Annotated in this window: 20 protein-coding genes; 13 read left to right on the top strand and 7 right to left on the bottom strand. The window is 40.8% G+C overall.

Going from position 1 to position 25,013, the window contains the following annotated elements:
- The first annotated feature begins 56 nt into the window (after positions 1 to 56).
- A complete protein-coding gene (locus SYJ56_RS07320) occupies positions 57 to 968 on the top strand; it encodes a sugar phosphate isomerase/epimerase family protein (RefSeq protein WP_323833001.1) in 912 nt (303 codons plus the stop codon).
- A gap of 885 nt (positions 969 to 1,853) precedes the next feature.
- Here SYJ56_RS07320 and SYJ56_RS07315 read toward each other — a convergent pair.
- Entirely contained in the window at positions 1,854 to 2,672 is an 819-nt protein-coding gene (locus SYJ56_RS07315) for a ferritin-like domain-containing protein (protein ID WP_323833000.1), read from the bottom strand.
- Positions 2,673 to 2,697: 25 nt separating this feature from the next.
- Positions 2,698 to 3,399 carry a ferritin-like domain-containing protein gene (locus tag SYJ56_RS07310; RefSeq protein WP_323832998.1) on the bottom strand — a complete coding sequence of 234 codons (702 nt, stop codon included), beginning with the start codon at positions 3,397 to 3,399 and terminating at the stop codon, positions 2,698 to 2,700.
- A gap of 328 nt (positions 3,400 to 3,727) precedes the next feature.
- Here SYJ56_RS07310 and SYJ56_RS07305 point away from each other — a divergent pair, with 328 nt between their 5' ends.
- From SYJ56_RS07305 to SYJ56_RS07270, 8 genes are all read left to right on the top strand, one after another.
- Complete coding sequence (locus tag SYJ56_RS07305; RefSeq protein WP_323832996.1) at positions 3,728 to 4,336, top strand: hypothetical protein; 609 nt, start codon at positions 3,728 to 3,730, stop codon at positions 4,334 to 4,336.
- A 294-nt stretch (positions 4,337 to 4,630) separates the two neighbouring features.
- Positions 4,631 to 5,095 carry a creatininase family protein gene (locus SYJ56_RS07300; RefSeq protein WP_323832995.1) on the top strand — a complete coding sequence of 155 codons (465 nt, stop codon included), beginning with the start codon at positions 4,631 to 4,633 and terminating at the stop codon, positions 5,093 to 5,095.
- A complete protein-coding gene (locus tag SYJ56_RS07295) occupies positions 5,085 to 5,390 on the top strand; it encodes a hypothetical protein (protein WP_323832993.1) in 306 nt (101 codons plus the stop codon). Before SYJ56_RS07300 ends, SYJ56_RS07295 begins: the two co-directional genes overlap by 11 nt.
- Before the next feature lie 27 nt (positions 5,391 to 5,417).
- On the top strand, positions 5,418 to 6,065 hold the full coding sequence (locus SYJ56_RS07290) for a 3-keto-disaccharide hydrolase (RefSeq protein WP_323832991.1): 648 nt from the start codon (positions 5,418 to 5,420) through the stop codon (positions 6,063 to 6,065).
- 105 nt (positions 6,066 to 6,170) lie between these two features.
- Positions 6,171 to 9,026: a PVC-type heme-binding CxxCH protein gene (locus tag SYJ56_RS07285; protein ID WP_323832989.1), complete on the top strand. Its 2,856-nt coding sequence runs from the start codon at positions 6,171 to 6,173 to the stop codon at positions 9,024 to 9,026.
- 12 nt (positions 9,027 to 9,038) lie between these two features.
- Positions 9,039 to 10,220 carry an FG-GAP repeat domain-containing protein gene (locus SYJ56_RS07280; protein WP_323832988.1) on the top strand — a complete coding sequence of 394 codons (1,182 nt, stop codon included), beginning with the start codon at positions 9,039 to 9,041 and terminating at the stop codon, positions 10,218 to 10,220.
- 208 nt (positions 10,221 to 10,428) lie between these two features.
- Positions 10,429 to 13,086 carry a DUF7133 domain-containing protein gene (locus SYJ56_RS07275; RefSeq protein WP_323832987.1) on the top strand — a complete coding sequence of 886 codons (2,658 nt, stop codon included), beginning with the start codon at positions 10,429 to 10,431 and terminating at the stop codon, positions 13,084 to 13,086.
- Positions 13,087 to 13,477: 391 nt separating this feature from the next.
- Positions 13,478 to 14,740: a hypothetical protein gene (locus tag SYJ56_RS07270; protein ID WP_323832986.1), complete on the top strand. Its 1,263-nt coding sequence runs from the start codon at positions 13,478 to 13,480 to the stop codon at positions 14,738 to 14,740.
- Between the two features lie 604 nt (positions 14,741 to 15,344).
- Here SYJ56_RS07270 and SYJ56_RS07265 read toward each other — a convergent pair.
- The 5 genes from SYJ56_RS07265 to SYJ56_RS07245 all read right to left on the bottom strand — a co-directional run bounded on the left by SYJ56_RS07265 (position 15,345) and on the right by SYJ56_RS07245 (position 18,230).
- A complete protein-coding gene (locus SYJ56_RS07265; protein WP_323832985.1) occupies positions 15,345 to 15,887 on the bottom strand; it encodes a YceI family protein in 543 nt (180 codons plus the stop codon).
- A 103-nt stretch (positions 15,888 to 15,990) separates the two neighbouring features.
- Positions 15,991 to 16,917 carry a DUF5777 family beta-barrel protein gene (locus SYJ56_RS07260; RefSeq protein ID WP_323832984.1) on the bottom strand — a complete coding sequence of 309 codons (927 nt, stop codon included), beginning with the start codon at positions 16,915 to 16,917 and terminating at the stop codon, positions 15,991 to 15,993.
- 201 nt (positions 16,918 to 17,118) lie between these two features.
- A complete protein-coding gene (locus tag SYJ56_RS07255) occupies positions 17,119 to 17,559 on the bottom strand; it encodes a Rieske (2Fe-2S) protein (protein WP_323832983.1) in 441 nt (146 codons plus the stop codon).
- A 79-nt stretch (positions 17,560 to 17,638) separates the two neighbouring features.
- Positions 17,639 to 17,887, bottom strand: coding sequence for a hypothetical protein (locus tag SYJ56_RS07250; protein WP_323832982.1), 249 nt, complete (start codon positions 17,885 to 17,887; stop codon positions 17,639 to 17,641).
- Positions 17,888 to 17,969: 82 nt separating this feature from the next.
- The gene (locus SYJ56_RS07245; protein ID WP_323832981.1) at positions 17,970 to 18,230 is read right to left on the bottom strand and encodes a hypothetical protein; all 261 of its coding nucleotides are present in this window, start codon (positions 18,228 to 18,230) and stop codon (positions 17,970 to 17,972) included.
- Between the two features lie 125 nt (positions 18,231 to 18,355).
- On the opposite strand from SYJ56_RS07245, the gene SYJ56_RS07240 reads away from it, so the two are divergent.
- From SYJ56_RS07240 to SYJ56_RS07225, 4 genes are all read left to right on the top strand, one after another.
- Entirely contained in the window at positions 18,356 to 19,138 is a 783-nt protein-coding gene (locus SYJ56_RS07240; RefSeq protein ID WP_323832980.1) for a glycerophosphodiester phosphodiesterase, read from the top strand.
- Between the two features lie 128 nt (positions 19,139 to 19,266).
- Positions 19,267 to 19,659, top strand: a complete 393-nt coding sequence (locus SYJ56_RS07235) for a DUF1801 domain-containing protein (protein ID WP_323832979.1) — start codon at positions 19,267 to 19,269, stop codon at positions 19,657 to 19,659.
- A gap of 199 nt (positions 19,660 to 19,858) precedes the next feature.
- Positions 19,859 to 21,736 (top strand): 7TM diverse intracellular signaling domain-containing protein, encoded by a 1,878-nt coding sequence (locus tag SYJ56_RS07230; protein ID WP_323832978.1) that lies wholly within the window; start codon positions 19,859 to 19,861, stop codon positions 21,734 to 21,736.
- A 262-nt stretch (positions 21,737 to 21,998) separates the two neighbouring features.
- Positions 21,999 to 25,013, top strand: coding sequence for a SusC/RagA family TonB-linked outer membrane protein (locus SYJ56_RS07225; RefSeq protein ID WP_323832977.1), 3,015 nt, complete (start codon positions 21,999 to 22,001; stop codon positions 25,011 to 25,013).

The raw sequence follows: 25,013 nt of genomic DNA, 5'->3' as shown, positions 1-25,013 counted from the left end.
CGTCTTAATATTAGTATGAATTAGCTATCTTGAGCCTATTAAAAACCCAACCTAAAATGAAAAAACACTTAAACCTAAGTATCAGCTTTCTTCTAGCACTATCGCTCGGTTTTACCGCATGCAGCAGTAAAACCGGATCTGAAGAAACTGCAACAACAGTAGAAACAGTAGCTGTAGAAAGTGCAAGTTTCGGCGGATTAGCCCTTTATACAGTCCGTGACTCCATGGCAAGCAACCCACAAAGCACGCTTCAGGCTGTAGCTGATGCCGGTTATGCCTATGTAGAAGCGGCAAATTATGCAGATGGGAAATTCTATGGCATGACTCCTTCAGAATTCAAATCTTATGTGGAATCACTTGGTATGACTGTAAAAAGCGCGCACATGGGAATGGTGAATATGGAAAATGCAGATCAATTGATTGCTGACGTGAAAGCAGCTGGAATTGAATATTTTGTTATCCCAGTGCCTCCAATGGGCATGTTTACTTTTGGTCCGGAAGGAATGGGCATGAAAGGGACACCTGATGAATTGGTTACTATCATGAACACGTTGGGAGAAAAATGTACCCAAGCTGGAATTAAACTTCTTTACCATAACCACGACTTTGAATTCAAAGCGATGGAAGATGGAACAATCATCGAAGATCTGCTACTTGAAAAATGTGATCCTGAGTTTGTCAATTTCCAGATGGATCTTTTCTGGGTGAATAAAGCTGGAGTTGATCCACTCACCTACTTCGAAAAGTACCCAGGTCGCTTCAAAGCTTGGCATGTGAAAGACATGAACGACGAAGGAAACTTTGCTCCAGTGGGAACCGGAAATATTGATTTCAAGAGAATCTTGGCAGAAAAAGAAAAGTCAGGAATGGAATTCTACCTTGTGGAACAAGACCAGACTTTCGGTTTAGATCCTATGGAAGCTATCCAAATCAGCCATAGTGGACTGGAAGAAATCGGTTTCAAATAAGATTTGAGCTTGTCTTTATAGATTTTAACTCAAGACTTAAACTCAACTTTAAAAAGCCATCCGAAAAAATTGGATGGCTTTTGCTTTTTGTAACAGGCGTAAATTAAAATGTGTATCAGAGTATCTACACGTAGGTTATTATTATCAAAGGATGAGGTTCAAATTTGTCGACTCTCCTTTTTTTAAATGGGCTGGGCCTGTCCCGACGACTGTAGTGGAGGAGTTTTCCTCATTGAATCCATACATAATTCTGGTCTTTACAATCATGAGTATTTCAGGTTAAATCAATAGCTTAATTCCTATGAGCGACACTTTTATTTATATCATAGTTGGAATAGTAATTCTACATTTTGCAGTCGGCATAGGCTATTTGATTTATAAGATATCAGGAGGAAAATCTTCCAAAAAGGGCGAGGTAAAAAATGGTAAGGGTGAGTAGTTGGTTGTAAGTTGTAAGCGGTATAGTAGTAAGTGAGGGTGTAATATAAACTCTGTCTAAGTAGATGAATATTAATGAATACGAGCTGTACACGCGAAGATGAAAGTGCAAATTAGATCCAGTTTCTGGAGAAGCAGGACAACAGTCGGCAACCAAGCCATTTGTGCGACACGAACGGCAGCGATGGTGTTTAAGCTACCCACTCTCTGTAAGTCTCTGTGTGCTCAGTGGTTACTTATAACAGGAAAAATTCATGAATTAAGCCCTCAAAAATGGGAATGAAATGGTTAACCTGATTTAAAAACATCAGCCTATATCTGCGTCTTTTTCCGGAGTAATCTGCCTACGGTAGCCAGGTCTGCGGGATCCTATAAACCATCAAAAAAAGATGCCACCTCCAAATAGAGATGACATCTAACCACTCAACCCCAACTAATAACCATATACTAGGCTAGGAAAAGAGAAGCAATTCCTAACACTTGCTCTTTATTAAGCGGCTCATCCCATCCTTCGGATACTGCTCCGGCATCTATATCAGTCAGATTAACCACATTTACACCCCCGTGTGTGACATTATCTTCACCGGCATAGATTGGCTGGGTAGCAGCAGGAAGACTACCGATTGATGCATTGGTAATCCAACCTTTTACATCATCTAGGCCTTTTTTAGTTCTCATTCTTCTGACCATAGAAGCATGTCTTGCTTCCACTGAGTGTATGGATAGCGCAGCAGTCAATACCACATCACTTTCCATGACATTTCCAGCCTGACCTTTATAAGCTCTAACACCTGTATCTTCGAAGGCTTGAGAAAGTGCCAAAAATGTAGGGTAATCATCAAATGGCATAAAGTTACCACCCGCGGTAAAGTCAAAATCCGGCTCAGGCACTGGTGTACCCATCAGCACATTTGAAATCACCTCATTTAAGAAATTGACATGAGCCAATTCATGGTCTCTGATTTTGGTAAAAATAGCCAAATCAGCTCCGTCAATTACTCCTGACTCAATACCCATTTGATAATATCTGTACTCCAAATGCTCCAAGGTTAAGGCATAATTCAATACACCGATCAAACTTGCAGTATCTGCCTTCGCCACTCTAGGCAAAGCCGACAGAATTCCGAGAGGTAAAGCAGCCATAGCTACTTTTTTACTCATATCTCCAAACTGGCGGAAAGCCTCTCTTCTGGAGAAAAACATTTCTTTCTCTTCCGGACTATTGGTATCCGGGCACATTTTATCAAGCAATTTTAATAAGTTCATATCTTATGTTGTTTAAAGTGATGGATTATGATGGCAACTGACTAAAGTCAATTGGTGTGGTTACAAATGAGCTGGCTGCTGTCAATACTTCAGAGAAGTTAAGCGTACGCTCAAGTCCATTTGCGTCTATCAAATCATCTCCGGCAAAATCAACTGAGCCTGGATTGATCAAGTCTCTGATTGCAGCAGCATGTCTAGCTTCGACCGAAACAATTTTACCGGCAATAAGCAAGTAATCTACATTCTCAATGAATTGTCCTGCTCCATTATAAGCCGCAACTCCTAAGTCTTCAAATGTCTTCGCTGCCATCAATACAGATGATCTATTGCTGAAATCAATTGAACTAAAATCAACTTCCAGATCAGCAATTGCCGCACCTCCTAAAGCTGCTTTGAAAAAGTCCCTGTGAGCTCTCTCATGCTTTTCTAAATCTCCCATAATGGTTTTTTCTTCCGCACTTGCATTAGCGAAATAGCTTCCCTGCATTACAGTGGCATAAAATGCTGCTTCAAGTTGCTCTAATGCATAGGCATAATTCAAGATCCCTATGTCTCCCGAACCAAGCATTACACCATCTTCCATCGGAGGAATTGGCTCTTCTACGATATCCTTACAGCCAACCATTATCAATCCTGCCGCAGCTACTGATAGTGAGCCTGTTCTAAGGAACTGTCTGCGGTTAGCATTTTTGACCAGCCCTTGAGGCTTAATTAGTTCATTTTTCATTTTCTGAGTGTTTAGGTTAATAATCCAGTTATGGTTTTCATCTTAAAAGATCCAATCACTCATCGGGATTTGATTCGAATAAGTGATTTGAAAAGATTTACGAGGTGTAGGAGCTAACTGGATTGGGTGGATTTGAAAAATGATATCATTAGGAAATACAATCAGAAATTATTCTTGATAAAATACCAAAAATGCTTTGATAAAATCCTATTCCATTTGTAAATTAGATCTATAAATGATTGAATTCCAATCAATTTGCTAAGGGTCCCCCTCAAGGGTTTTAAAAAATTTATTTAACCTTCTTTTTCAATTCCAACCCCAAAAAACCATGAAAAATTACTTTCAAAATTCATTTGGAAGACTAGTACTGATTTTTTCAGTAATCTTCTCAATCGCAAGTTGTATCTCTGATGAGAGCACATTGGATCTGCCATTGGACCCAACCACGGGTATTGAACAAGTGGCAGACTACCCGGAGACATTTTCTTTAGAAAATCTAAGGATGGAACCAGGAACTCTAAAAATGCTGGCCGCACTCCGGGGAGCAACTGCCAAATATCATAACCTAGATAATGCTATCGCTGACGGCTATGCGCAAGCTTCAGGTTGCGTATCCTCTCCTAATGGAGGAATGGGCTATCACTTCGCTAATTTTGGTATTGTAGATGGAACCTTCGATCCTAGTATGCCTGAAGCATTGCTGTACGAAATGGGTAAAAACGGAAAGATGAAACTGGTAGCAGTAGAATTTATTATTGTAAAAGATGCATGGGATTTTGAAAATGACATGATTCCGTATTTTGGTATGCAAGTGTTTGATGAAGCTTTTGCCCCTATCCCTCTACCCTTTGATAATTACCAACTTCACGTTTGGGTATGGAAAAACAACCCATCGGGTATATTCACGCAATTTAACCCTAAGGTTACGTGTAATTAATACTAACTACTTCAGTTATTAACAATAGAGTAGAGAGGCGATCTCTCTACTCTATTTTATTTTTATCAACGGTAATCATATCCAGAATAGAACTGTATGGGAGATTACCTAAATCTCAGTTTTTTCAATAGACTGTAAAACCAACCATAGATTTTTTGACTGCATATCTCCAAAAAAAACCTATTTTCAGATAAAATTCAGTCATCAAATCGAGCATGTCGAAGGCGACACACAGAGGGATAATTATAATTCCAGCGAGATTCCATGTGACCGCTAAAAAACAATTATAAACACATGAAAAAGCCTCTATTTTCTTTTTGCCTTGCCTTTTTGGCTCATTTTTGTCTGGCACAGCAAGCAATCTCCACCCGTGAAATGAATCTCATCAACTGGATGGAGTTCGCAGAATTTGTACCCAAGCAAATAAATACCGTATTACTCCCAACTGGTACGCTTGAACCTCATGGTGTAGTAAATAACGGCGCGGATAACACAGCACCTACAGCTATGGCTATAGATATGGCAGAGGATCTCAATGCCCTTATAGCCCCTACCCTCAACTATGGAATTACCGGAAGTATGGCAGCTTTCCCCGGCGCTTTTCAAATCACCGAAGAAGCTTACCGTCCATTTATTAGAGACATTCTAAAAGGTCTTGCGAAAAATGGCTTTAAGAATATCATCATCCTAAATGGCCATGGCGGTGAGCAAACAAATGTATTGCAACAGGTGGTCATTTGCCTCAGATGTGACGTTTGAAGTCTTCGATGAAGACGGCGGACATGCAGGACTAAACGAAACCGCTTATATCCAAGCTATTGATCCATCTTTAATACATAAAGAAAAATACAGTGCCGAAATGGCCACTCCTTATCCAGCTGCTGGAACTTGGTCAGCTAATCCCTTCCCATCTTCTATCGGACTTTACCAAGAAGGTCAGGGCTATCCGAATTTTGATCAGGCACAAGCAGATGAGTATTTTAAAAAAGTAAATGCTAAAGTCTCCAACTTCATCCAAGAAATCATCAAAAAGTGGGATTTGGCAGGATTGTAATTATACTGAAACAAAATCACTACTTATATGAAATCAATACTTACAGTTTTTTCTCTTATTTCTCTCACCCTTTGTGGATGTAGCGATAGTTCGGTGGAGAGTCCAGTTTCACTTTTTGATGGCAAAAGCTTATCAGGATGGCAAGGTGACACTGTGAATACTTGGCGTGTGGAAGACGGAATGATTATAGGTGGTTCTTTGGATGAAACAGTGCCTAATAATGAATTCTTGGTCACGGGCCGAACGTATGAGAATTTCATTCTGACCTTGAAAATCAAACTGACAGGAGATGATGGCTTTATCAATTCAGGAATACAATTTCACAGCAAACGACTAAAAGATCCAGACTTTGAGATGGAAGGATACCAGGCAGATTGGGGTGAAGGATACTGGGCGAGTTTGTATGATGAATCCCGGAGAAACGTCACCTTGATCGCCCCAGATTCAGCTCAAGTTCTGCAATGGATCAAAATAGATGATTGGAACGATTACAAAGTCCATACTGAAAATGGACGGATCCAATTGTTTATAAATGGAAATCAAACGGTGGATTATACCGAAAAAGACAAATCAATTCCCCAGTCAGGCCTAATCGGATTGCAAATCCATGGAGGAGGAAAAGCCCAAGTTGCATTTAAAAATATTTTTATTGAAGAACTGCCTCAAAAAGAATAGCTTATAGATTGGTTTAACCTAGAATATGCATTTGAGGAAATCGTAGATTTTCTAATGCATAGTTCAGCTTCAAAAACCTTTCGATTATCAATCAACCCAAACACCATGATTAGAAACTGCTTACTGTTCGTTTTTTACGTGATTCTATGCGCTAATCCTTTTCCCTCTATTGCAACACCAGCTCAGTCAAGTGACCAAAAGTCCGACATTGAGTTCAAACTTCAAGCTACCATGCTTGGATATTTTGCTCCGGATGGCACCAGAAATCCTACACTCAAGGCTAAAAAAGGTGATCGAGTCACCATCACAATAACCAATGGTGAGATCATGACACACGATGTGGCTATGGAAAAGCTTGGAATAAAAAGTGAAACAATCCTGGAAGAAGGTGCAACTACAAGCATCACATTTGTTGCCATAGATGATGATACTTATTACTGTTCCATCCCGGGCCACCGAGCAGCGGGTATGGTAGGGAAATTTGAACTTATAAAAAGAACTGAAGCTGAAGTCGAAATAGTTGGAACCATTCCTCAGAAAAACGGGAAGCCACTAAACCTGAATTTCGAAACAGGCACACTGCAGGATTGGACAGGATCTGGAGATGCCTTTGCCAGCCCCATTTTCAGTTCAGACCCTTCACCGGTACATAATGAAGAGGATAAGATAAATTTTGAAGGACAAAACTTCCTTAGCAGTGGAGGAACAGAAAACTACAAATTAACGGGAACACTAACTTCAGCGCCTTTTGAGGTGACTCAGCCATTTGCAAGTTTTAGAATTTCGGGAGGAGCATTGGCCGATACACGGGTTGAATTGATTTTATCAGAATCCGAGGAAGTAATTTATAAATCCACGGGCCAAGGTCGCGCCACGCTTCAACCAATTGTAGTGGATTTAAGCTCTTATTTAGACGAGACAATTTTCATCAGAATTGTCGATAATGAAACCGGCATCTCCCAAATCCCTTACATCTCTGATGATAAGTGGGCACATATCAACTTTGATGATTTTGCATTTTATCCCAGCCGTCCAACCTTTTCCAATGAATTAAAGCAAGAAGATATCATCATTCTACCTCCATTGGATCCTGTGGTGAATTCAGGACTTTCAGGATTAGAGGCTGCTAAGGCTATGACTCCACCAGATGGATTTAAAGTCACTCTTGCAGCAGCCGAACCGGACATCATCAGACCGATCAGTTTTACTCTTGATCATCGAGGAAGACTTTGGGTGGTCGAGGGACACACCTATCCTACTCCGGCTCCAGAAGGTGAAGGAAAGGATCGCATCTTGATTTTCGAAGATACAGATGGTGATGGGACGCTGGATTCCAGGAAAGTTTTCACAGAAGGGCTGAATCTTGTCAGCGGAATAGAAGTCGGTATGGGCGGCGTTTGGCTTGGAGCTGCTCCTTATCTTTTATTTATTCCTGCAGATTTTGAAAACGACAAACCTACAGGTCCGCCTGTCAAACTTCTGGATGGCTGGGGAACAGATGATACGCACGAAGTATTGAATAATTTGAGATGGGGCCCAGATGGTTGGCTGTATGGCACACATGGTGTGTTCACTCATTCCAATGTGGGAAAGCCAGGATCAACGGACGATGAGCGGACTAAAATCAATGCGGGAGTTTGGCGCTATCACCCGACACGACATGATTTTGAGGTATTTACTGAAGGTAGCAGCAATCCTTGGGGAATTGATTTTAATACATACGGGCATCCTTTCATCACCGTCTGTGTGATTCCGCACATGTATCACGTCATTCAGGGCGCTCGCTACCAAAGACAGGCTGGTAATCACTTCAACCCATATACCTATGATGATATCAAAACTATCGCGGATCATGTACACTGGGTAGGTGATCGCGGTCCGCATGCCGGCAATTTCCGCTCTGCATCTGCCGGAGGCGGACATGCTCATGCAGGGGCAATGATTTATCTGGGTGGAGATACTTGGCCTGAGAAATACCGCAACAATATCTTTATGAACAACATCAATGGCTCCCGATTAAACATTGATCAACTTTCCAGGAATGGCTCTGGCTATGTTGCAAAACATCAGAATGACTTCATGGCAATGAATGATTCCTGGTCCCAATGGCTCAATTTCAAGTATGGTCCAGATGGCTCCGTGTTTGCTATAGATTGGTATGACCAGAACCAATGTCACAGCCCTAATCCAGACGTGCATGACAAGTCTTTGGGGAGGATTTTCAAGATTTCCCATGAAAATGATCAATGGGTGAAGGTGGACTTATCCAAAGCTAGCAGCCTAGAACTCGCCAATTATCAAACCCATTCAAATGAATGGTATGCAAGGCAAGCGAGAACAATCCTTCAAGAGCGAGGTGCTACCCCTGAAGCTGTTGCAGTGCTAAGAGAAATCCTGACGGATGATCCTCAAACAACAAATCGATTACGAGCGCTTTGGACACTTCATGTGACAAATAGGCTTTCAGCCGATGACCTGAGTAAATTAATGTCTGATTCTGATGAATACATCCGAAGCTGGGCAATCCAGCTGGAGGTGGAAGACAAAATGGTTTCAGCAGAGACTTTGACGCAATTCGCCATCATGGCAAAAAATGATAAATCAGCTTTGGTAAGACTTTATCTGACTTCCGCTATGCTTCGGCTAGAACCGGAATTGCGCTGGGAAGTGATGGAAGCATTGGTGCAAAGAACAGAAGATCTGGAAGATCACAATATGCCGCTCATGCTTTGGTATGCATTAGAACCATTGGCAGACCTTGATGCAGACCGCGCGTTAGCCTTGGCAGAAAAAGCCTCCAACCCTCTTATTTTGAAATACACAGTGCAGAAACTGAGCGAGCTAAATACTAGTGAGGCAACTGCAGCATTGCAAAGACTCAGGAAATCACTGGATGAATCCGATTCACACAGCAATCATGCATTGAAAATACAATTAGCCAAAATCACTTTAAAACCTTAACAACAAAGCACTATGAAGAGTATCAATCTCAACAAAACTGGCAAGGGTCTGATTGGTTTATTAGCTTTTTCCTTCTTTACAAATACTGCCCTGAGTCAGGATAAACCTGAGTCTGACTTCAAAAAAACGGTGATTTCCCGGGATTTCCTTTCCGAAGGTGTCGCTGTAGCTGACATTAATAAAGACGGTCAACTCGATATTATTGCTGGTTATTATTGGTTCGAAGCGCCTGATTGGACACGACATGAAATCTCCCCATCGCAGACTTTTGACCCACGGAAAGAATACAGCAATTCCTTCCTGAATCTCGGGATGGATGTCAATCTGGATGGATGGGATGATGTGGTGATCATAGATTACCCAGGCACTCCAGCCTATTGGTTTGAAAACCCAAAAACTGAAAGTAGCAATTGGCAAAAGCACATCATTGCAGACTCAGTGGGAATTTCGAATGAATCACCAGGTTTTATTGATATTGACGGTGATGGCAGACTCGATATACTTTGTGGAGATCCGGAAAAGAAGCAAATCATCTGGCTTCAAGCTCCTACCAAACCCGGAGAAACTGAATGGAAACGCTTTGCAATTTCCGAAGAAAATGTACCCGGCACTGACCGTTTTTCGCATGGTCTGGGCTATGGCGATATTAATGGCGATGGGATCAATGATGTGGTGATAGCTGAGGGTTGGTTTGAAGGAAAAGCAGATAAAAAATCCGGCGATTGGACTTTCCACGAAGTCCAGATCAGTGAACCCGCGTCGCATATGCAGGTCTTGGATGTAAATGGAGACAAGAAAAATGATGTGGTCAGTGCATCGGCACATGCGCTAGGCGTATGGTGGCATGATCAAATAAATGATTCCACTTTTAAAACTCATCTGATTACAAATTTGACAGCCCAAACTCATGCCACAATCATGGCTGATCTCAATGGGAATGGGAATTTGGAAATGATCTCAGGTAAAAGATACTTGGCACACAATGGGAATGACGCTGGAGACGGCGACACCCCTTATTTGTTCTATATAGAATTCACTCCTGGAATCGAACCGTTTTTCCGTGAGCACATCATAGACAATGACTCAGGGGCTGGGTTGAATATCACGGTGGCAGATATGAATCAAGATCAAAAGCTAGATATAGTCATTGCCAATAAGAACGGAATTTTCCTTTTTGAAAATCAGATAAAATAAGGATCGAAGCAGTTCAATTTTATTTTCAATAATGCCTGATTAAAGAGTTTAAATCGTTGATTTAATTTATTTGACACACCATTTATCAATGTATTTCTCCTACGAACAAAGGAAAATGAGAAAACATGCTTCTTAAAATGGGATTCTAATATATTTGAAGGCGCAAAGCGCAACTTCCAAAACAATAAACCTCTTTCACACTTTTAGCATGTCTAAAAATTTATTCCCAATAATAGCCCTAATCAGTTCCCTTCTGGCATTTGGGTGCTCAACCCCGGATACTCGAAAAGCAGATCTAGAAGAGCTTTCTAATTTCTATCCAAAATCTACGGGGGACACTATAGCAGCTGACAGTACTGAGCTGATCATGACCAATTTTGCCGGTCCGGACATCGTCCCTAGTCCAGCTGCCCTGGCAGTATCTCCCAATGGAATTGTATTCGTGGGTGTGGATATGATGGGTTCACTTGGTAAAGAACCTGGAAAAGGTGCAATAGTTCGCTTAGTCGATAGCAATAATGATGGTGAACTGGATTCTCATACTGAGTTTGTGAAAGTGGACAATCCACGGGGAATCATCGCAGTGAGAGATCAAGTGTTCGTTCTTCACACGCAATTTTCTGAAGAAACCGGAAAGGCCGAAGGAATGAACTTGGTGGTTTTTGAAGACAAAGACAATGACGGCGTGGCTGATGGACCTGCGAAAATGCTCATCGAAGGCATCTCCTCTCCAGAATCTATTCGCTCCCGTGGTACCGATCACTCTACCAATGGTATAAGAATGGGTATCGATGGCTGGATTTATATTGCCGTAGGTGATTTCGGATTCCACAATGCGACAGATAGAGATGGCAAGCAAATGACCATGCTGGGCGGAGGCATAGTCCGTGTTCGTCCTGACGGAACAGAAATGGAAGAATATATCCATGGAACAAGAAATATCTACGATGTGGCTATTGATCCATTTATGAATATTTATACCCGTGGCAATACCAATGACGGTGGTGGCTGGAATATCCGCTTCATCCACTATACACAGTCTGGCGAATACGGCTACCCTAACTTTTTCAAAAACTTCACAGAAGAAACCATTCCTGCTCTAGCTGATCTAGGCGGAGGTTCTGGCACAGGAAGTTACTTTATGGATGATGATCGCTGGCCAGCCAAATACAATCACGTGCCGATGATGGCAGATTGGGGCAGAAGTCAATTGTATATACACCGCGTAACCATGGATGGACCAGGATTTACTCAAGAGGATGAGGAGTTTATCAAGCTTCCTCAGATTTCAGATCTTGATGTTGACGGTTCTGGACGTATGTTCCTTGCTGCCTGGGATGGTGCCGGATATTTTGGGAGCGAAGAGAAGGGTTACGTGGTACGCGTAGTTCCAAAAGATTGGACTTACGAAGCTTTCCCAGACCTAAAAACTGCCACGCTGGAAGAATTGACAGAATTGCTAAAAGCGCATAGTTCAGTTTCACGTTTTCATGCCCAGCGTGAAATGCTGGCCCGATTCCCAAATGAAGCTGGAGCTGCTGCACTTTCTGTAGCAAGTGACAAGACTTTATCGCTTGAAGTAAGAGTAGCAGGTATTTATACCTATGCGCAGGCAACCTGCGAAAGCGGCAATGGAGAATTGGTGAAACTAAGCCATGAAGAGAAAATTAGAGAGTTCGCACTGCGTGCATTGGCAGATCGCAAGACCTGCCTTCAAGGTGTTCCGTTAGATCCATTTATCGAAGGAGTGACTGATCCAAATGACAGGGTGAAATCAGCAGCAATCGTTGCGTTGGGAAGAATTGGAAATCCAGAAGCAGCTGAGGAATTATTGAAGGTCAAAGTACCAGGTTCATTCAAGCAGCCAGAGAAAGGAACAGAAGGTCCTCACGCTACTCCAAATTCAGCGATTATTCTACCACACATAGCTGTGAAAGCACTGGTTGAACTTAATGCAGTTGATGCCGCGGTAGATGCCATTGGCACAGAAAATTCTAAGCTTGCACTTTGGTCCTTACGCTACATGCATGATGCAAAAGCAGTGGATGGGTTAATCAAAGCCTATGGCGACACAGATGACATGGAGTTGAAGGCTGAGATCTTGGGTACACTTTCTCGATTGTACAAGAAAGAAGCTCCCTACGATGGATCTTGGTGGTGGGGCACTCGCCCTGACACACATGGACCTTATTACAAAGGAATTACTTGGGAGTCCTCGGACAAAATTAAAGATTTCTTGATCGGCGAGCGTGATGCCTTTGCCGACCCTACCAAAAAGCAGTTCTTCGCTGATCTCAACGAGAGAAACAGAATGGAAATTGAAGAGTTTGGTGCCGATGAATCAAACTTGGTCATCCAAGAAACTGAAGTTGATCTGGAAGAAATAAAGAGCAAAAAAGGCCAGGTTGGTGCCTCGTCTATAGAGGATGTCATGATCGCAGTAGCAGACATTGAAGGTGATCCAGTGAAAGGGAAAACACTTTTCACCAGTCAAGGATGTGTGGCTTGTCATAGCATAGAAAAAGGTCAGCCGCTGAAAGGTCCATTTATGGGACAAATCGGTTCGATCATGAATCGCTCTCAGATCACTGAATCTATTCTGAAACCAAATGCTTCTATCTCACAAGGCTTTGCTTCTGTATTGATTGATACCAATGACGATAAGAGTTACATGGGTTTTGTCACGGCAGAGACAGCAGATGAAGTGGTGATTCAGGACATCACTGGTACAGCTACCAAACTGGATAAAAACACCATCAAAGCACGGAAGGTAATGGAAACATCCATGATGCCTCCAGGCTTAGCCAATTCACTTTCCTATGAGGAACTGGCTTCATTGATCACTTATTTGCAGCAGCAGAAATAGGCAAACGCTATTTTAATTGATTACCGAAACACTTTGGGATGTTAGAATCCCAAGGTGTTTTTTTCTATCATTTTTTACCATATGGATCGTTAATGCAAAGTCAATTTTAATGGAATTTCAAAAATTAGAAATTTTAAAATCTCACATGAAATTTGATAATAATAAGATCGGAGTACTTACCAAAAATAATTATGTAATAGGCACATCTAAATCAGCGATTTGGCGTCTGGCTTATTTTATCCAATATTCTTTCTTTTATGAAAAAACAATGAATTAAAACGTTAGTAAAATATTGATATTAAACCAAAAACAAAATATAATTTTTTTTGTCGACAATTAATTTTTTATGTGAACTGAATCATACATTTGGTGCTTTAATCCATCACCATTTATGAAAAATCCATTCCTTTATTTAATATTATTTGTAGTTGTTTTCTCGTGTGACACAGCAGATCCAGATCCAGTGATTGATGATGAGCCGGAAGTAATTTCAGAAGGTGTCTTTACGGTAGATCTCCCAACAGGCTACCCTTTCGGTACAAGCGAAGTTTGGCTAATTCTTCATGATCTTGAGGGTAATCCGATTGATTACGAGAAAGTAGGTTTAGGCGGAAAGGCGGAATTTGACGTGGATAGAAAACAGAGATACCATTTGAGCTTGTATATGCGAACCACATCTTTTGATATGGATATCAATTTCATTCAAACTTACACGAATATCAAAGCTACACGAGATATAACTTTTGGATTATCAAGAACAGGATATAGTATTCCAGAACCAACTGGTAATTTTGACGTGACGATTAAGCTGAGTGATTATGGGAATACAGCATACACTTCCACTTCATTTAATACCTATAATCCTATTACAAACTTTCTTGAATACGATATCCAATTGATAGCTCCTATATATCCAAATGAAAAGAAATACTTAGTAACTGCTGAAAGTAAAGGAGAAAGCAGATACACATTTATCACAGATCCTGTGAAAGACAAATCCTATATTTTTGATTTTGAATCTCTGAAAACCTTTGATAAGGTCATTAGTATAGGAGATATTTCATCAACTAATATTTATTATTCAGTAAATGCAATGAATGAGATGGATGGCTTTTACCTTTCTGGATATCTGGTCAGTAGTAACAAATTTGGTAGCTCTTCACTAGAATTAGGCTATCTAAATGAATTCCAAATTTATTCAACTTCAGTTAATGCATCTCAACGTACAGATGCTAAGACTACATCTAATTACTATAAAATTGGTGAGATACCTGAAAAAATCAACCTCCTTGATATCCCTGAAATTCAGGTGCAAAAGAAACAGGTTACTGACTTCAGCGTTTCTCTTTTCACTGGGTCAACAGATTATGTTGTTGTATTCGATTACCCAAATTTATCCACCTATCCCGAGCCCATTAAAAATGTGAGATGGTTTGTTTATGGCAACTCCTCCACATTCAATCTTGAACTCCCTGAGGAAATAAAAAACACCTATCCACTACTATCTGATCTTAACAAATTGCAACTGGAATCAGTAGATATAAATAAAAGCAGTATATCCTATGATCAGTATATTATCGATGAATTAGTGGAGGCTCCAATTCTCAAAAAAGTTGAAATATCATCCATTCGACAATCCTTTCCGAAGAATTAGCAGCACTTAGTTTCTTTATCCCCACTCACTTAGTTTCTTTATCCCCACTCATTAATCAGATCATATTGTGAATTACTCACCTTAGAATCTATGAATTCTAAGGTGTTTTTTTGGAAAAAGAATCTAACCAATGTTGATGCAGGGGGTTTACATGGATAGCATGAATTAATATTATTCAAGTTCCGCTTGATTCAAGCCTGTGTATTAACTGTGACCACGAAGTGGTATGTAATGAGGGGATTAAAAATGGTCAGGATTTGCTATAGCAACCCAGAAAGGGTTGAACTCTAAGTGCACTATTTTTCCCTCGCCACGGGTCTGCGTCATAGACTACTTCTCCGCCGCCGTGGGCTGTGTCCTCACAGCCCACATCTCTGTCTACTCCTTATTCGTGACAAAATAAACCATCGAGGTTCTGAATACCTCAACGGTTATTGCAACACACTATGCTTGCTATGTGGTTGATAAAATGATCAATTTTCAATTCTCAAATTCAAGGATCAAGGAATTACCAATCGTAATAATCATAGGCTTTTTGGTTATAAAAATCTTTGCCCTGGTATAATAACCTAGACCACGGCAAAGAATACCCAATAATCAAACTCTACTTTTCGACTAAGATCATGCTTCCAGACACATCCACTACATCTGCGATCTTTGAGAACACAATCGTTGGGATTTCAATCTTGTAATCTTCCAGTTTCACTGGGAATTTGAAGTCAAGCTTCAGTTGCTTTCCATCGGACACAATCGTACCGGGAATTAGGATCTGATGGGAAACTCCATGTATGGTCAATGTGCCTTCTGCAGTTACCTGATAAGTGCCAGCTACAGTAAAGTCACCCTTTTCTTTGATCTTTCCCTTAAACACACTTGTAGGATACTTCTCACTTTCCAGATAGTTTTCATTGAAATGTTCCTGCATTAGTTTGTTTGGAAACTGGAAGTCTGTAATCTTCATCTGAACTGCCATTTCATTGGTTTCAGCATTGATTATGGCAGCTGTTTTTGAATTATCAGCTTGAATATCTTCCAAAGGCGTGTCTGAGTAGAATGACACGGTTCCCTTGGTCGTGGAGAATAAATGCTGCGCAAACAGGGTAATGCTGAAACAGCTCAGCAGGAGTACTAGGGATATTTTTTTCATTTTCATCTGTTTATAATTGATTTTTAATGGTCAGATGGAATCACGCAGGTCATATAATCATACCTCTATGTGACTCTTGAATCACGCTCGATTTCATTTGTTTTTATTTATCACGACTTAAACTGAATGTTCTTGCGATATTGAATCCATAATAGATATCTGCATTTTCCCAGGTACCCGTATTCAGCGCGATAAAATGTCGCTCCACCATTCCTCTTGCATTGGTGAAATGAAGTTGGAACACATGCCCTCCTGTTTCTATATCCACTCCCACGGAAAGTGAGTTATGATAGGGATATGGATTGCTTGTCGCCAGTTGAAAACCATCCCGATCTACAAAATTGTAATAGTATTCCGCAGACAAGGTTACTCTTTGGGTCACCTTATACCTACCTCCCATTCCAAAAGAAAAGAGGTTATTGTCCATGTAGGTATTTTCCACCTTGTTCATATGGATGAAGGTCGGAATCAATTGCAAAGAAATTTTTTCGCTGAATTTTCTTCCGATCAGCACTTGACTGGTATAGGTAAGTCTCTCCTCATTCGAGTAGAATTTCATTTGACTTTCCGAGTTCATCACATATCCTGTAGCCATGGTATTCAAGGCCATACTACCATAGGCCGAAAGCGTAAATGGGAATACATCGGACTGTCTGAGCACCTTGTATTTGGTATAGAAGTCATAAGTCTTCTCTTCCGAGCTTCTCCCCACTCCTACCAGCAATCGATCAGTAATTCCATATTCTAAACCCAGACGAATTCTGGCTTCATCCAGTCCAAAGAAATTGGAAATAAAGCCACTGTTCACGGAGCCAAATCGATGGGAAATCCAAAAGTTTAAATGGTTTTTGGAAATTGTCTCCATCGTCTGCCCATTGATCAGACGTGTTGCTTTGAAAGTTGCCTGAGTATATATAGTCTCTTTGGGCAATTCTTCATTCAACATATTCAACAAGTCATCCTGCCCATAAGAGGCATGGACGCTAAGTAGCACAGTAAGCAATGCCAGAGTTTTCTTTAGCCCTTTCATATGATTATAATTTGTTTTCAATGGCCATATGGAATCTCGCTTGATAGATAATCATCCCTCTGTGTGTCGCCTTCGACATGCTCGATTTCATGTGTTTATAATTTGTTTTTTATAGGTCACATGGAATCTCGCATTATGGATAATCATCTTTCCGTGTGACGCTTGAGTCATGCTCGATTTCATGTCAGTTTATCAGAAGGATCAGGCAAAGACATGAAGTGAGTTTCCAGACAATTCTGCTTTATAGGCTTGGATGCCTTTCATTCCATCAGAATTCAGACCGGTACCAGTAAGGTTATATCGTGCTCCATGCTCAGTGCAATAGAATTCATTATTCTTATAGATCACACTGGATTTATTTTCATGCGAGCAAACTTGAGTCACAGCTGCAAAAGTATCAGCAGAAACTCGGGCTATCACAATCCTATTTACAACGAGATACCCACCTGTCTTCAATAGTTTTGCATTGGCAGAATCATTAAGATCGAGCGTGAAATCCACGCCAGTAGGTCCATTCGTTGGATCACCTGCTTCATTGATACAGGAAGTAATGGCTGAGGCACCGCAGTAGATTGCAAGTAGAGAAGCCCCTTTGAATCCCATTGATTTAAGGAATTCATTTCGTGAAATTTTCTCTTTCATGATTTCTAGTAATTTTATGGTAGATATAGTCGTTGAGCACATGCCCAGCAGTTTTCGTTTAAACTTTATTTTTCAGTTCTCATCCTAAATTTACTCCGAACAGGTATCCAATGAGAGCAGTAATTCCCATATCCCCTGTCCTCCAGAAAGTAATCCGGTGTACAGGTTTGAGAATAGGTGAACCACTAGTCTTAGCAGAAACAGCCCCGATAGCTAAGCACGATGTGAACAAAATCCCATCATTTGCACCTAGCACAGCGGCTCTTAGCCAATTGCTTCGCTGGACAAAAAGCACGGCCAGACAATCATCCTCTATTTCTGCTTTCATTACCTGAATTTATTTCTTTTGCCTTTAAAACTGGCCTACAACTTGGCCTTTGACCATATCTTAAGCATATCTTAAGCTCCTCTTAAGCTCCTCTTAAGTTTTCTCTGTGGAACAGGGCTATTCTCCATCCATCTACAAGCTGCAACTCTTCCCAACTACCCAAACCTTTTAGGTCCGGAAGCTCTTTCTTCAGAATCCATATAGAATGATTTGGTGCTTTTTCAATGATCCATCTAGAATCTGACTTCAAATTGATCAAGGGTGATTCCCACTCATTATTCTGCTGAAACCGCGTCTCGCGATTCAAACTTTCATCTCCACCATAAATCGAAATCACTTGCATATCCGAATTGAAAAGAATTGACGGCAGCTTCCTGCATGAAGTTTATATGAATTCTGACAAACGGGATAGTTCGTATTCCCTGATTTTATACTTTTGAAAGCTAGTCTATACTAAAACCCATCTCCATGCGAATCACCCTTTTTACTCTGCTTACATTTTTAATTGCAAGTTCTTCATCCTTTGCACAGAAGTCTTTTCACAAAAACAAAGTAATCGCCCATCGTGGTGCCTGGAAAGCTCAATCCCACCCGCAGAATTCTATTGCTTCCCTAAAAGAAGCTGTGGAACTAGGTTGTGAAGGTTCTGAGTTTGACGTTTGGATGACTTCCGATGGGATTTTGGTGGTGAATCACGATGCGGATTTCGAAGGGATGGACATCGAAACTTCAACTTATAAGGAGCTTTTAACCAAAAAACATGAAAATGGAGAGAAGCTCTCTACGGTGGAAGAATACCTGAAAGCAGGTAAAAAACAGAAAGGTACCAAGTTGATTTTTGAAATAAAGCCTTCCAAAATCTCTGTAGAACGGAGTATTGAAGTGGCAGAAAAGTCAGTGTTGGCCGTGAAGAAAATGAAAGCTGAGAAATGGGTGGATTACATCACATTCAGCTACGAAGGAGGATTAAAAGCAATTGAAATGGATCCAGAAGCAAATGTCGCTTATCTCACCGGAGACAAGACTCCAGTAGAACTCAAAGACGCTGGATTTTTTGGATTTGACTACAATATCAATTTGCTAAGAAAGAATCCTCAGTGGATCAAAGAAGCTAAAGATCTAGGATTGACTGTAAATGCCTGGACAGTGAATAATCCTGAAGACCTGAAATGGTTCCTAGATCAAGACCCGGATTTCATCACTACCGACGAACCGGAATTACTTTTTCAACTTATGGAGGAACGTAAGTAAGGAATACCGACAAATATTATTGGAGCAAATACATTCTCACGACTCGACTTTAGTTAAGGGCCGCCATTTTTTAATTATATTTTGCTAAGTAAAATTGCCATTACTTAGCAGCAGCATTTTTTAGGATCATGAATGAAGCAATCAAGCTATATAACCAAAGCCAAGATTCAACAAACAACGAAATTTGTGATAGGCTTGCCTTGTCCATTGATGAAATTTTGACCGAAGCAGAATGTAAGATCTGGCATGGCCATCCAGTGTGGTTTTTGGAAGGAAATCCAATAGTGGGATATAGCAAGCAAAAACCGGGAATACGGCTAATGTTTTGGAGTGGGGCTGATTTTGAAGAAGATGATCTGAACAAGAAAGGTGAAAAATTCAAAGACGCATCTATTTTTTACAATTCAATCCTGGAAATCGACAAAATCAAATTGGAACGGTGGCTTGATAAATCAAAAAATATCCAATGGGACTACAAAAACATAATCAAACGAAAAGGGCGACTTGATCGATTGAAATGAAGGCCTAGCATCCTCGATAAAAAGTAGCGCAGCCTACAGTAATTTAATTTTTTTGAATTTATAAACCTCTATTGGTTGATTTGGTTAAGTCCTAATCTGGTAATCATTACCTGGCCCGAAGACCCGCACTATCAAAAGATCAATATTATCCACTTAGGCCTTGTTTTTGGGCTCGTTATTAGGGATTAACCCAAAATTTATGGATAAGATTTTAAGAAATATTTTTACAGCTAGCGCATTGCTTTTTTCTTTTATCCTATCCAGCTATGCTCAATCATCCAATTATACTTTTCAGATCAATGATCAGCTAGACGAGAGAATCTATGCCATCGACAGATTGACTTTTTATGAAGATGAAAGCAATGAACTTGGGTTAGCTGATATTCTTTCAAGCCCCATTTCCGACAAACTTAAGATCAATCCTGACTTCAGTAAAAATCAATTTTCTACTGAAAACACGTATTGGGTAAAGGTGGCTATTCAGAAAACCCCTCAGAGTGAGAAGCGATGGCTTTTGGAGTTTTATGATCAGACGATAGATCAAATAACTGCCTATATACCTTCAGAAGATGGATTTCGTGAATTAAAATTGGGGGATAAAGCGCCATTTGGAGACAGGGTTTATTCCCATAAAAACTTCCAAATCCCCGTAGACAACGATTCCGCTGGTATCGCAACCTACTATTTTAAAATCAAATCCTCCCAAAAAGCTGACATACGGATAGCATTCAGATCTTACAATCGATTCATTTATTATGCACTGAATGAGTATTTTCTTTACGGGATTTTCTATGGGATGATCCTTATTATTTCTCTCTACAATGGCCTGATTTATTTGGCGATTAAGGAAGTGAAATACCTCTATTATGTCTTCTATCTAATGAGTGTAGCGATTTTTGCAGCCTGTATGGACGGTATTGCATTTCAGTATTTATGGCCAAATCATCCCGAATGGAACCAACCATTCTCAGGGTTTTCCAGCTATTTGATTGTGGTCTTTGCGTTGCTTTTCTCTACTCATTTTCTCAATTTGAAGAGAAGATTCCCCAGCATGCATCGCTCTTTTCAGGTTATTCTAGCCGTTAAGACAATTCTTTTCGCAGGAGGAATTGTGTTTTTACCCGCACTATTGGAGATTCAGATTTACGATATTATTCCGTTTTTTCTGATTCTATTTTCTAGTATTTATGTCTGGGTGAAAGGCTATAGTGTTGCCAGACTTTTTGTGATTGCTTATGGGATTTTATTTTTGGGAGTAGGGCTGAAAGCTATGGTTCATACCGCTGTCATCCCTCACAGCACAGTCTTGTACTACAGTCTTCATATTGCATTTCTGTTGGAAATGCTCCTCCTCACATTGGCACTTGGAGATCGGGTAAAAATACTTAAGGACAACCGAGATAGAGCTTTACTTAGATCCCTGAGACAGGCAGAAGCCAATGCTCAATTGAAAGAAAAAGTCAACCGTGAACTGGAGCAACGTGTGGACGAAAGAACTCAAGAACTGGAAAAGAAGAATCAGTTACTATTGGATTACAATCAGCAGATCCTGGCAAAAGACGAGGAAATCAAGCGTATCAATTCATTACTGGATAAGGATATCTGGAAGCTAAAATCGCAGATCAAAGAAAACTTACAGGCTAGAATCACAAATAAGCGAATGAGCTATGCCGATTTCAAGAAGATCTTTCCAGATTCGAGCGCTTGCCTTCGCTACCTTGAGCAAGTCAAATGGGAAAACGGTTTTACTTGCAAGGCTTGTGAGCATGGCAAGTTTTCTAAGCAGTCAAAGATTTTTCACCGGAGGTGCTCAAGGTGCGGACATATAGAATCGGCTACGGCAGGGACAATTTTCCATGGCATCCGGCTTCCTCTTGAAAAGGCATTCTACCTTTCCTACACGGTCATCGCTGAGCACAACAAACTCACTTTGGAAGATCTTTCGAAGTTGCTTGATCTGAGAGTAAATGCCATCAGTAGCTTCCGGGTAAAAGTGAAATTACAGCTTGAATTTAAGGGGATTCATTATCCAGATTGGGAGGATATAGTGCTTGAGAGATCACACGAGCTCAACTGATTTTGTCCTATAATAACTAATGAAAAATTCCTGATAATAAAGCGTGAATCAAATAAAAAAATAGGCTCTATTTCAAATCAAGAGTATTTTTTAATGCAATTAAAGGAGGAATTGGAGGCTTAACTTTTAAAGTTTTTAAAGGGTTTTTCATACGATTTCGAAGTTATTATAAAGAAGGAGTCATCTGGCTGACTAGTTTCAGTTGTGGCTCGATATGATTCGCATCACACAACGAAAACTATAACCAAACCCAATTAGCTCGATGGAAAAATTGCTACCTGAGAGGGAAAATGCTTGGCATCACAGCAAGTATTTGATGTTATCCCTTATTCTATTCTCATTGTTTATCGTCCAAGATTCTTTCGGACAAACCAATGTTCCCGTTCAGGGAACTGTACTCGAATCCTCTGGGCAGCCGCTGCCCGGAGTGAATGTGGTCATTAAAGGAACCACCAATGGCACCGTCACAGGTCTTGATGGTAAGTACTCCTTAGAAGTACCCGAAGACGCCGTGCTTGTTTTTACCTTTGTAGGATTCAAAACCCAAGAAACTCCGTTAAATGGTAGATCTACCATAGATGTCACGCTGGAGGAAGATCTGGGTGATTTGGATGAGTTCGTAGTCGTCGGATATGGTATTCAGCGGAAAAGTGATCTCACGGGAGCAATATCCAGTGTGGATTCCAAAGACATTAGCCGTCTTCCAGTTTCAGACGTGACACAATCACTGCAAGGACGTGTGAGTGGTGTCCAAATTACCCAAAACTCCGGAGCGCCAGGAGCAGGTTCCACCGTCCGGATTCGTGGTGTCGGTACTCTGAATAACTCCTCTCCTCTCTATGTGGTAGATGGAATGCTTCTAGATGACATCAATTTCCTTAATCCAAACGATGTGGAATCTATGGAGGTGTTGAAAGATGCTTCAGCAACAGCCATTTACGGTTCCCGAGGTGCAAACGGAGTAATCATCGTTACTACAAAGCAAGGATCATTTGATGCTGAAACCCGAATATCTGTAGATGCATATACTGGTGTGCAGCAAGTAGCCAATAAAATTGACTTGGTCAATGCTCGGGAATTTGCTCAGCTAGCTAATGAGCTTGAGCAAAATGTAGGAAACCAGCCTATCTATAATGTGAATGATTACAATGAAGGGACGGATTGGCAAGATTACATTTTCAGAAATGCTCCTATCAACAACGTAAGCTTAGGTGCAACAGGAGGATCGGCAAAATCGAACTTCAATCTGAGCGTAAATTATTTCAATCAACAAGGCGTTGTAAAGGAGTCTGAATTTGAGCGACTGACTTTCCGATTGAATAATCAATACAAATTCAGCGATGCGGTGACTTTCGGTCACAACCTTTCCTTCATTTATTACAATCAGCAAAACGAACCCGGAGTAATTGGCAATGCCTATCGAGCTTATCCGATTTTTGACCCAATGCAGCCGGATGGCAGCTATACGAATACCAGTCCTGTAGGAAACGCTGCCGCTCAGTTTGAATACAACTCAAACAATCAGACCAACAATTACCGTGGAGTTGGTAATTTCTTTATGGATGTCAAATTCTTAAAGAACTTCACCTTCCGAAGCAATTTAGGCTTGGATCTGGCTTTCCAAGATTCTAAAAGTTTCACACCTGTTTATTTCGTATCACCAACTCAGCAAAATCCTGAGAATTCGGTTAACGTAGGAAATCTTAGAAACAGAAATATTCTTTGGGAAAACACAATTAACTATTCCAAAGAGTGGGAAGACCATCGTCTTAACTTGCTCGGAGGTATTACCACACAAGACTTCTACACTGAGTCTCTCGGCGGAGGCAGAAGAAACCTGCCTGGTCAAGATCCTTCACTTTGGTACTTGAATGCTGGCGAACTAACCACCCAAACCAATTCCAATTCTGCTGGAGACTGGGCGATGCTTTCATATCTTTTCAGAGTAAATTATACGTTCAGAAACAAGTTCCTCTTCACAGGAACTCTCAGAAGAGATGGCTCAAGTCGATTTGGTGAAGAAAACAGGTTCGGTAATTTCCCTTCTGTTGCTCTCGGATATAACATCATCGAGGAAGCATTCCTTCAGGATCAATCATTCCTTTCTAATCTTAAACTCCGGGGGAGCTGGGGTAAAGTCGGAAATGACAAAATCGCCTTTTACGAAGGAAGACCAGTCGTTACTGGAAACCAAAATGCTGTTTTCGGTGAAAATGAAGACCTGATTTACGGTGCAACCTTAACTAGACTGGCAAATCCTTTTATCAAATGGGAAGAAACCGTGACTTCAAATATCGGTTTGGAGTTTGGCTTGTTTGATGAAAAACTGACCGGAGAATTTGATTATTACACTCGTCAAACCAATGATATTTTAGTGGGTGTTCCTATTCCTAATTATGTAGGGTCTGCAAACAATCCTATCATCAATGCGGCCAGTGTGAAAAATAGCGGGATTGATCTGACTTTGAACTGGAGAGATCAGAAGGGTGATTTTGCCTACAACTTTGGCATCGTCGCTTCTACTGTGAACAACGAGGTATTGGACATAGGTGAAGGAAATGAAGCCATCTTTGGCGGTGGTGTAGGTATCAGCGGATATTTAGGTTCGAGAACTACCATAGGGCAATCAATCGGACATTACTATGGCTACAAAACTGTTGGGGTTTTTCAAAACGAGTCAGACTTATATTCCATTCCAAAACGCGGACCGGAAGTAGCTGGTGATTTGATCTTTCAGGACACGAATGATGACGGGGTTGTAGACAATAATGACCGGGTAATCTTGGGAAGTCCTATTCCTGACTTGGTCTTCGGATTCAACCTTGGTTTTGATTACAAAGGTTTTGATTTCAGTACCGATTTTAACGGAACGTATGGCAACGAAATCTACAATGCCAAAAAGCAAACCCGCTTTAACACATATAATTTTGAAACAAGCTATCTCGACAGATGGACAGGCCCAGGCACTAGTAATACGGAGCCTAGAGTGACAAATGGTGGACACAACTACGAAGTCTCAGACAGATTTATCGAGGATGGTTCTTTCCTTCGCCTAAGAAATGTGCAAATAGGTTACAGCTTCCCTGAGGTGGCTTTGAACAAATTCAAAGTTCAAAACTTCCGAGTTTACTTATCAGGGACAAACGTATTCACCTGGACAAAATACTCTGGTTATACTCCAGAAATCGGCGGTGGGAATGTACTCGGAACCGGATACGATAGCGGTCTTTACCCACTCGCACGAACCTTCAACGTAGGTGTTTCAGCTAGCTTCTAA

It is taken from the genome of Algoriphagus aurantiacus, assembly GCF_035156405.1.
Classification (GTDB): Bacteria; Bacteroidota; Bacteroidia; order Cytophagales; family Cyclobacteriaceae; genus Algoriphagus; species Algoriphagus aurantiacus.
The sequence above is the reverse complement of the archived record's forward strand: the minus strand, read 5'-3'. Positions and strand labels throughout refer to the sequence as shown.